Below are 11709 nucleotides of genomic sequence, written 5' to 3' on the forward strand. Positions count from 1 at the left end.
TCGTTTTTAGATGTTACCGACTTTCGGCAATCATTATTAGGATTTTCTGACACCAGTGGCGCAAAAATACGCTTGATCAATTATATTAAAATACTTTAACTCCATAAAATCAAAATTTTAGATACAACTCAAATTTTTTGAAGTATATAAATAACCAACAAAATAACAATTCTTAGCACCTACACCAAAAGACATAAAAATTATCGTAGGGAACTAAAAAGCCTTGTGGTATAAAATTACTCTATCAATTTAGTTAAAATCCTAGCGATGCAGGAGATTATCTTGGACGAAAAGGAAAAATTATTGCCGAAAATGAATGAGGCATGGCAAGAAAAATTGCTGCAAGAAATGAAGAAGGCATGGCAAGACCAAGACTGGGAAAAAGCCGAAAATTATAGTCGCCAGCTGATAAAAATGAACCCGAAAAGTAGCAAAAATTATTACAATCGAGCTCTCATTCAAATGAAACGCGACAAATGGCAAGGCGTACAAAAAGATTTAGAGCGGGTTCTGGCTTTAGACCCAGAGCATACAGGTGCACAAGATCTTTTAAAAGAAACAAAGAGGCATCTTCGAAGCAAAGAAAAAGTCACTCATACATCGACACAAACGCACTCTTCAAATACATCCTCCTCTACTGACGCTACGCATTGGCAACCAGGACAAATTATAGACGACCGCTATGAGACAATAAAAGTACTTGGAAAAGGAGCGATGGGCGAAGTCTATCTTGTTCATCACCTATTGTGGGACATAAAGCTTGCGGTAAAAATGCCTTTGCCAAAGATTTTGTCTTCGCCAAAAGCTACGGAACGATTTACTCGTGAAGCGCAAATTTGGGTAGACATAGACAAACATCCCAACGTTGTCACGGCCTACTACGTACGAAAACTAGACGGTTTACTGCGTATTTTTACTGAATATGTCGATGGTTGCGACTTGAAGACCTACATAGAAAAATCTGCCATTGGTACATTTACCGAGGGACTCGATATCGCGATCCAAGTTGTTCGTGGTATGGCACACACTCACGAAAGCAATTTAGTTCATCGCGATCTTAAAAGCGCCAATGTGATGATCTCGCAATCTGGAGAGGTCAAAGTAACAGATTTGGGACTGGCCAAAGCGACTGCGTTAGCGGAAATTTCTATCGAGGAAAGTGAGGTAGAAGCTTGCGCACAGCTAACCATTGCTGGCAAAGCAATGGGAACCATCGCCTACATGCCCCCCGAACAATGGCGCGGTTCCGAGATAGATTTTCATGCCGATATTTATGCGTTCGGTTGCATTCTGTATGAGATTTTTTGCCATCGTTTGCCATTTATCAAAGACAATGAAGACACTCGTAGTGATTTTGTGGCGTATAAGCATATGCATAATTTCGTGAAGGCTCCTGCTCCCGAGAGTATTAAAGACCCAAAGCTATCATGGCAAACGATTCCTAATGCGTTGGCGCAACTTATGATGAATTGCTTGGAAAAAGAACCAGCAAATCGCCCGCAAAGTTTTCGCGAAATAGAGAAAATTCTATTGCAAATTTATTATCAAATCACTGCAAAATCTTATCCAGACAAAACAGTGGCTAAATTAAAACAGCACGCCGCGGACCTCAACAACAAAGCCCTTTCCTACTTCGACTTGGGGCGAAAAGAAGAAGCAATGGAGTTGCTGGAGGAGGCTGTTACAACAAACTCTTTGTGCGTATCAGCCGTTTTAAATTATAGATGTATGCAATACCGTAAAGAAGGACTCTCCTCTGAAGGTTTTACAGAAATCCTAGAGTGGGCCAGGCATTGTTCTCCTGAACATACTGGACCAGATGTATTGGAAAGTCTGTTTTTTCGAAAACCGTTGCGATCTTTTTCTCAAGAAGCTAGTAGGCCAGCGGCCATTACGCCCGATGGGCGTTTTCTCATTTTGACAGATGAAGAGTATACTTTAAAAGTTTACGATATTGGCAGTGGAGAATCTCTACATAGCCTCCGTGGTCACAGTGCGAAAATTACCTATATAAATGTTGCGCCTGGTGGACGTTTTGCTATATCTAGTAGTGAGGATAAAACTCTACAGATGTGGGATCTTGATAGCGGAAAATCTATTTGTACTCTCTGTGGTTATGAAGACGAAATTGTACATGCGGTTATTACATCCGATGGGTGTGTGGCTATTTCTGTTAGTAAGAAAGATGTTCTCAGAATCTGGGATGTTAAAACAGGGCAATTAATGCATAAACTTTGTGGCGATGACCAAATGTATACTACCTTTGAATTTATACGTTTGGAATCCGATGAGCGTCTCGCTATTTCTTGCTTTCGCGAAAGTGATAGACCCCTAATAAAAGTTTGGGATATCCACAGTGGACAACTGATGTTCTCATCCTCAGGTAACCTTATAAAAATTACACCTGATGGGCGTTTGGCTATATATCCAGGCCAAAATCACGCTTTATTAGTTTGGGATCTTAACCGTAAGCAGTTAGTCCATACGCTCTCAGGTCACACAGAACAAATTCTCAGTATAGAAACCTCTCCTGATGGACTCTTTGTCATTTCGGGGAGCAAAGACAAAACTCTGAAAGTTTGGAATGTAGAAAATGGGCAGTGTGTACATACACTCTCTGGTCATAAAAGTGACGTTACAAGTATTAACATTGTACCTAATGGAAGCTTAGCAATTTCTTGTTCTAGCGCATGGCTTGCACCACCTAATTACAAGATTGTACGGCCAGCTTTTTATGACACAACCCTGCGTATTTGGGATATCAAAAGTGGACAGCTAGTGCATGAGCTATCTGGCCATACAGGCCATATTACAAGTATTGCCTTCACGCGTGATGGACGCCTTATGGTTTCTGGCAGCAGAGATAAAACCCTTAGAATTTGGGACCTTGAGAGTGGACAGTGTATGTGTACTCTCTGTGGTCATGAGTATGGAACTGAAGTTGTTATAGCAGAAAATGGAAATTTTGCTATTTCTGAGGAATATTATAACACTAATGAGACTGATGAAACAGTATCTAGTATTAGCCAAGGAAACTGGTTTGTTTGGAATCTTGAGATCGAGACGACAAAGATAGAGAAGTGTTTGCTTTACGAGCAAATAATTTCTTCTATGGAAACTATGAAGATCGAAAAAAGAGCCCGAGATTTAAAAGCAAAGATACAACAACAATGGCAAAGTAAAAATTATTTGGTCGCATGGAAAAATGTGCAAGAGTTAAAAAAAACGTCGGGTTATGAACAAGACAAAGAAGTTTTAAACGCTACCTATGCTGTCTCTGAAGTTCTTCAATACCAAAGAAATACAATATATAGAGGATGGTTTTATGGTTTTTTAGCGAAAAATGTACATTGCGAAACCATCGCTGGGCATTTGGTTTTTGGCAGTAATTCAGATCATGATTTTCTAATATGGGATATAAGAAGTAAACAATTAATTCACAGGTTCTCCGGTCATACAACGGACATTACACACATAGCAGCGACACGAGATGAAAATTTTGCTATCTCTGCGAGTAAAGATAAAACGGTACACATATGGGATGTAAATAAAAAACAACGAGTACATACATTCTCGGGATCAGGTCCCGTTGCAATTGCTGGTGGACGCTTTGCTATTTTTTGCCAAAAGAATAACTTACAAGTGTGGGATATCAAAAATAAACAACCGCTCGGTAGATTTTCTGATCACACAGGAGAAATTACAAGTTTAGCAGTTACACCTGACGAACGCTTGGTTCTTTCTACTAGTTATAGCCGCGATCGCAATGACAACTCTCTGTCGATTTGGAATATCATAAGTGGAGAATCTGTCTCAACTTTATCCATACATAAAGAGTGTATTCGCATTGATAGCATCGTTGGAAACTTTGTTATTTCAAAGAAAGATGGCCTATTTCAAGTATGGGACATCCCTTCTGAGCAGTTGATGCTTACCTTCTACATGGATTATCTAGCAATCACACCAGGCGGACGTTTCGCGATTGGAGCGCGATATAGCACTCTTTTTATTTGGGAGACGAAGAGTAAGAAGTTGCTACACGAGCTTTCTGGCCATCTTGCTAAAATTACCAGTATCGCCATCACACCTGATGCACGTTTTGTGATTTCAGGTAGTGATAAAACCATTCAAATATGGGACATTGCCAGCGGAAAACAGTTGAGTAAACTATACGGAGATACAAAACCCATCACGAGTATCAAAATTACATCTGATAGTCGCTTTGCTATTTCTAGAGATGGTAAAGCTTGGCAATTTGATTGGCACTGGGAAAAAGACAAGGTAGACATTGATGATTACCAAATAAAAGAAAAACTAACCAACGGAGCCACAGGAGAAATATATTTAGCACATGATAAAAACAGAAACACGCAAGTGGTACTTAAAGTGCTAGATAAAAATATCTTCAAAAATTTAGAAATGCTTGAGAGGGATGTGAAAATCTACAAAACAATGGCATATCCCCCCAATACAGTGGGATTTTTGGGTTGGGGAAATTTTGATGATGCAAAAGTGTTTATAGCAATGAAATATACGGAGGGCCCAAATTTACAAAAATGGATAGCTGACAATATGTCCATTGCAAACAGTATGAAAATTGTATTTGCGCTAATCCGTGCATTAAAATATATGCACACTCACAAAATTCTTCATCTCAGTCTACAACCTTCCAAAATTTTAATAGACAAACAAAGTGGCGAAGTAACGCTACTAGGTTTTTCTACCAGAAAATATACAACAAACCCCGCTTCTTTGATACGTAACTTCATGGCACCAGAGCTAATTCAAAATAGTGAGAACATAAGTTTGCAAGCAGATATATATTCACTGGGAGCTATTTTATACTATCTTCTAAGTGGTCAAATTCCATATGGAGAAATCAAAGAAACATCCAAGATGTTAGATGTGAAACTCAAGCAAACTTTATCTCTCGACAATGAAGCCAATATTTTCACCGAAATTGTTCAAAAGGCAATGGTCCCAGAACCACAAAAGCGCTATAAAAATGTCAGTCACATGGCCCATGCGCTGCAAAGAGCAGTAAATTCCTATGTGACAAATGGTAACATCGACTTTGATGAATTTGCCGTAAATAAATTCGCCAAAAAAGCAGATATTACAAAAAACAAAGTGATCTTATTGCAACATCTCCATTATAACGCCCAGGTAGTCTTTAAAGTTTTACCTAAAACGAATGACGCAAAGAATGTAGCAAAAAATCCCCAAGCACAAGAGCTTTTTGAAAGAAAAATACAGCATATGCGTAAAACATTGGTGCACCCAAATATCATACGCATTTTTGGATGGCATCGAAGAGCAGAGCTAGCATGTCTCGTTATGGAGTATTTCAATGCTTGGAGTTTAGAACAGCTAATAACAAAACTTGGAGTCATTCCATTGAAATATTGTATACAGATATCTATTTGTATTGCCAATACGTTAAACTATATGCATAGCCATAAAATTTATTATTCCGATGATCTCACACCTTCTAATATTCTTATAGGTAAACAAACTGGCATCGTAAAAGTAAGAGTGAGAATGGAGCAAGAAAATTTTTCCGCAGTGAACCTGAATAAACAAACAATTGATTTTGTATTTACGCTATACTGGGCTCCTGAGTTTATAGAACAAAATGAAAAATCTAAGCAGGCTGACATATACTCCTTAGGTGCTATTTTATACCACACAGTTGCTAATCAAGCGCCTTATTATGAGCCAAATATACATCCAATAGATCTTGCGATGAAGAAAATAAACCAAGATCCTGTCCCTGTTCAACAATTGCGAAAAAATGTACCAGATGCCTTAGCCAAGATTATACATAAAGCTCTTTCGAGAGACCCGAAAAAGCGCTATCAAAGTAGTTATGAGCTTGCAAAAGAATTACAAAAAGTTTTAGATGTTATAACGTAAAAGAATTACTGTAAAAATTGGATAAAGCCACAGGAGTCGCAGAGAAAATTATAATTTGTTAGAGCCAGTAATTATAACGACGCAGGAGATTATCTTGGACGAAAAAGTAAAATTATTACATGAAATGAAGAAGGCATGGCAAAATCAAGACTGGGAAAAAGCCGAAAATTATAGTGACCAACTGATAAAAATGAACCCGAAAAGTAGCAGAGGTTATTACAATCGAGCTCTCATTCAAATGAAACGCGACAAATGGGATGGAGTACAAAAAGATTTAGAACGGGTTCTGGCTTTAGACCCAGATTATACAGGTGCACAAAAGCTTTTGCAAAAAGCAAAGCATCATCTTAAAAGTCAAGAAAAAGTCACTAATACTTCGACACAAACGCATTCAGCAAATACATCCTCCTCTACTGACGCTACGCATTGGCAACCAGGGCAAATCATAGATGATCGCTATGAGACAATAAAAGTGCTTGGAAAAGGAGCGATGGGCGAAGTCTATCTTGTTCATCACTTATTGTGGGACATAAAGCTTGCTGTAAAAATGCCTTTGCCAAAGATTTTGTCTTCGCCAAAAGCAACGGAACGATTTACTCGTGAAGCGCAGATATGGGTAGACATAGACAAACATCCCAATGTTGTCACGGCTTACTACGTGCGAAAACTAGACGGTTTACTGCGTATTTTTACCGAATATGTAGATGGTTGTGATTTAAAGACCCACATGGAAAAATCTGCCATTGGTACATTTACCGAGGGACTCGATATCGCCATCCAAATTGCTCGTGGTATGGCACACACTCACGAAAGCAATTTAGTTCATCGCGACCTTAAAAGCGCCAATGTGATGATTTCGCAATCTGGAGAGGTCAAAGTAACAGATTTGGGACTGGCCAAGGCTACCGCATTAGCTGAAATTTCTATGGAGGAAAGTGAGGTAGAAGCTTCCGCACAGCTAACCATCGCCGGCAAAGCAATGGGAACTATCGCCTACATGCCCCCCGAACAATGGCGCGGTTCCGATATAGATTTTCATGTTGATATTTATGCGTTTGGTTGCATTCTCTATGAGATTTTTTGCCACCGTCTGCCATTTATCAAAGACAATGAAGACGCTCGTAGTGATTTTGTGGCGTATAAGCATATGCATAATTTCGTGAAGGCACCCGCTCCCGAGAGTATTAAAGATCCAAGGTTATCATGGCAAACTATCCCTAATGAGTTGGCGCAACTTATGAGGAATTGCCTAGAAAAAGAACCAGCAAATCGTCCGCAGAGTTTTCGCGAAATAGAGAAAATTCTATTGCAAATTTATTATCAAATCACTGCAAAAGCTTATCCACATAAAACAGTAGATAAATTAAAACAGCACGCAGCAGACCTCAACAACAAAGCCCTTTCTTACTTTGACTTGGGCCGAGAAGAGGAAGCAATGGAGTTACTGGAGGAAGCTGTTCGAGCGAATTCTTTGTGCGTGTCGGCTGTTTTAAATTATAGATGTATGCAATACCGCAAACAAGGATTTTCTTCTGAAGGTTTTGTAGATACCCTAAAGTGGGCCAGGAGTTTTTCTCCAGAGCATACTGGACCAGATGTATTGGAAAATCTATTTTTTCGAAAGCCGTTGCGATCTTTTTCTAGAGAAGCTAATAGCCCAGCAATCATTACGCCTGATAGACGCTTTCTTATTTTTACTAACGAAGAGCATACTCTAAAAGTTTATGATATAGGCAGTGGAGAATCCCTGCATGACCTCTGTGGTCACAATGCAAAAGTTACTCATATAACTGTTGCACCTGGGGGGCGTTTCGCTATATCTAACAGCGAAGATAAAACTTTGCAAGTCTGGGATCTTGATGGTAGAAAATCTATATGTACTCTCTCTGGTTATGAGGACGAAATTATATGTGCAGCCATTACATCAGATGGACATCTGGCTATTTCCGGTCATGAGAACGGTGTTCTTAGAATTTGGAATGTCAGTACAGGGAAATTGGTACATACACTTTCTGACGCTAGATGTCGAAGTATACGTTTTGGACCCGATGAGCGTTTTGTTATTTCTAGCTTTAGCTATAACGATAGAAGTCTGGTGAAAGTTTGGGATATCCACAGTGGGCAATTAGTGCTCACATCCCATAGTGATCTTATAAGAATTACACCTGATGGGCGTTTGGCTATGCATCCAGGCGAAAATCATACCTTATTAGTTTGGGATCTTAACAGTAAGCAGTTGGTGCATACACTATCAGGTCACGCAGAGAAAATTTGTAGCATAGAAACCTCACTTGATGGGCGCTTTGTGATTTCCGGTAGTGAAGACAAAACCCTTCGAATTTGGAATGTAGAAAATGGGCAGTGCATACACACACTCTCTGGTCATAAAAGTGGTATTATGCGTATTGTCATTACGCCCGATGGACGCTTGGCAATTTCTGATAGCGCATGGCAGGATGATTATTACACAACCCTGCGAGTTTGGGATATCATAAGTGGACAACTAGTCCATGAGTTGTCTGGCCATACAAGCTATATTACAAGTGTTGCCTTCACACCTGATGGGCGTTTTGTTGTTTCCGGTAGTAAAGACAAAACCCTCAGAATTTGGGATATTATAAGTGGACAACTAGTTCATGAGTTGTTTGGCCATACAAGCTCTATTACAAGTGTTGCCTGCACACCTGATGGGCGCTTTGTGATTTCCAGTAGTGAAGACAAAACCCTTAGAATTTGGGGGGGTTGAAAGTGGGCAGTGCATGTGCACTCTTTGTGGCCATGAAGATAGGTTTTGGACAAGTTGTTATAGAAGAGAATGGCGATTTTGCTATTTCTGAGAGCCAGGGATTAATTAAAAACGTTTGGAATATTGAATTAGAGATGACTAAAATAGAGAAATGTTTGCTTTATGAGCAAATAATTTCTTCTGCGCAAACTGTGGAAATAGAAAAAAGAGCCCAAGGTTTAAAAGCACAGATACAACAACAACGGCAAAGTAAAAATTATTTGGCCGCATGGAAAAATGTACAGGAGTTAAAAAAAACGGCTGGTTACGAACAGGACGAAGAACTCCTAAGTACCATCCATACTCTATCTGAAGATCTCCAATATCAAAGAAGTTTATTGCATAGAGGATGGCTGCACGGGTTTTTAACCAAAAATGTGCACTGTGAAACCATCGCTGGACATTTTGTTTTTGGCAGCAATTCAAATTACGATTTTCTAGTATGGGATATAAGAAGTAAACAGTTAATTCATACATTCTCTGGTCATAAAAAAAATATTACACACATAGCAGCAACACCTGATGGAAGTTTTGCTATCTCTGCCAGTAGAGATAAAACGGTACACATATGGGATATAAATAAAAAACAACGAATACATACATTCTCGGGATCAGGTCCCGTTGCGATTTCTGGTGAACACTTTGTTATTTTTTGCCAAAATAGTAACTTACAAGTGTGGGATATCAAAAACAAACAACCGCTTGGTAAGTTTTCCGATCATACAGGAGAAATTACAAGTTTAACAGTTATCCCTGACGAATGTTTGGTTCTTTCTGCCAGTTATAGTAGTGATCGCAATGACAACTCTCTATCGATTTGGAATATTAAAAGTGGAAAATCTGTCACTACTTTATCCGAGCATAAAGATCGTATAGATATTGATAGCGTAGTTGGAGACCTTGCTATTTCAAGAAAAGATAACCTATTTCAAATATGGGACATCCCTTCTAAGCAGTTGGTGCTTACCTTTTCCTTCCCTGTGGAACATCTAGCAATCACACCCTGTGGACGTTTTGCGATTGGAGCCGGAGGTAACACTCTTTTTATTTGGGAGACCAACAGTAAGAAGTTGGTGTACGAACTTTCTGCTCATCTTGCTCAAATTACTAGTATAGCCATCACACCCGATGGACGTTTTGTAATTTCTGGCAATAACAGCCACGATAAAAACATACAAATATGGGACATTGCCAGCGGAGAACTGTTGGGTAAACTATACGGAGATACAAAACCCATAACAGATATCAAAATTACATCTGATAACCGTTTTGCTATTTCTAGGGATGGCAAAACATGGCAATTTGATTGGCATTGGGAAAAAGATACGGTAGACATTGACAGTTACCAAATAAAAGAGAAACTAAGCAGCGGAGTCACAGGAGAAATATATTTAGCATACGATGTAAACAGAAACATGCAAGTGGTGCTTAAAGTACTGGAAAAAAACATTTTCAAAAGTTTAGAAATGCTTGAGAGAGATGTAAAAATCTACAAAACAATGGTACATCCTCCTAATACAGTGGAATTTTTAGGATGGGGAAATTTTGATGATACAAAAGTGTTTCTGGTAATGGAATATACAGATGGTCAGAATTTACAAACACTAATGACACGCAATGCCTCTATTAAAAGCAGTATGAAAATTATATTTGAGTTAATCCTTGCATTAAAATATATGCATGCTCACAAAATTCTTCATCTCAGTTTACAACCTTCCAAAGTTTTAATAGACAAACAAAATCGCGAAGTAAAGCTACTAGGTTTTTCTTCCAAAAAATATATAACAAACCCCGCTTCTTTGAAGTGTAACTACATGGCACCAGAGCTAATTCAAAATAGCGAGGAAATAAGTGTACAAGCAGATATATATTCACTGGGAGCCATTTTATACCATCTCCTAAGCGGGCAAACTCCGTATGGAGAAATCAAGGAAACATCCAAGATATTAGATGCAAAACTCAAGCAAACTCCTTTATCTCTTGACAATGAAGCAAATATTTTCACCAAGATTGTTCAAAAGGCAATGGCATCAAAACCGCAAAAGCGCTATGAAAATGTCGGTCGCATGGCCCGTGCGCTGCAAAAAGCAATAAATGCCTATATAGGTATAACAAATGTTGACATTAACTTTAATCACTTTGTTATAAAAGCGGATATAGAAAACAAAGTATGCTTAGCACAACATCTTGGTTATAACGCCCAGGTAGTCTTTAAAACTTTACCTTACGCGCATAAATGGGTAACTCAGGCTCAAAGACGCTTTGACAGAAAAATACAGCATATTTGCAAAACATTAGTGCATCCAAATATCATACGCGTTCTAGGATGGCATAAAATTGAACAAGAAGCATATCTAGTTATGGAGTATCTCAACGCCTGGAGTTTAGAACAGCTAATGGCAAAACTTGGAACCATTCCATTGAAATATGCCATACAAACAGCTATTCATCTAGCAAATGCGCTGAGTTGTATGCATAGCCATGAAATCCACCCTTCTCATTTAGCACCTTCTAATATTTTCATAGATAAACAAACTGGTGTTGTAAAAGTAAAAGTGCAGACTGAACAAGAAAATGTACCCTTATCTAGACGAGTCTGCGCCTCAAACATGAACTGTCTTATTCATTATATAGCTCCTGAAAGTTTGAAAAACGAGATTAAATCTAAACAAGCCGACATATACTCTTTAGGAGCTATTCTATACTACACCGTCGCTAATCAATTGCCTCATTATGAGCTAAATAAAAATGTAATAGAACTTATGATGGAGATAATAAACCAAGATCCCGTTCCGGTTCAACAATTGCGAAAAAATGTACCAGATGCCTTGGCCAAGATTATACATAAAGCTCTTTCGAGAGAACCGGAAAAGCGCCACCAAAGTAGTGATGAATTTGCGAAAGAATTACAAAAAGTTTTAGATGTTATAACGTAAAAGAATTACTGTAAAAATTGGGGATAAAACTAAAGGTATCACAGAGAAAATTGTAATTTGTTAGAGTACGTA

General features: G+C 38.6%; 3 protein-coding genes. All 3 read left to right on the top strand.

The genetic code is table 11. From position 1 onward, the window contains the following. Positions 1–282: 282 nt before the first annotated feature. The 3 genes from UABAM_RS24655 (at position 283) to UABAM_RS24665 (ending at position 11637) form a co-directional block, all read left to right on the top strand. Entirely contained in the window at positions 283–5916 is a 5634-nt protein-coding gene (locus tag UABAM_RS24655; protein WP_173013557.1) for a protein kinase domain-containing protein, read from the top strand. 94 nt (positions 5917–6010) lie between these two features. Then, on the top strand, positions 6011–8662 hold the full coding sequence (locus UABAM_RS24660; protein WP_151970660.1) for a protein kinase domain-containing protein: 2652 nt from the start codon (positions 6011–6013) through the stop codon (positions 8660–8662). 2 nt (positions 8663–8664) lie between these two features. Next, complete coding sequence (locus UABAM_RS24665; RefSeq protein WP_151970661.1) at positions 8665–11637, top strand: protein kinase domain-containing protein; 2973 nt, start codon at positions 8665–8667, stop codon at positions 11635–11637. Positions 11638–11709: the final 72 nt, after the last annotated feature.

This window comes from Candidatus Uabimicrobium amorphum, assembly GCF_009002475.1.
GTDB lineage: Bacteria > Planctomycetota > Uabimicrobiia > Uabimicrobiales > Uabimicrobiaceae > Uabimicrobium > Uabimicrobium amorphum.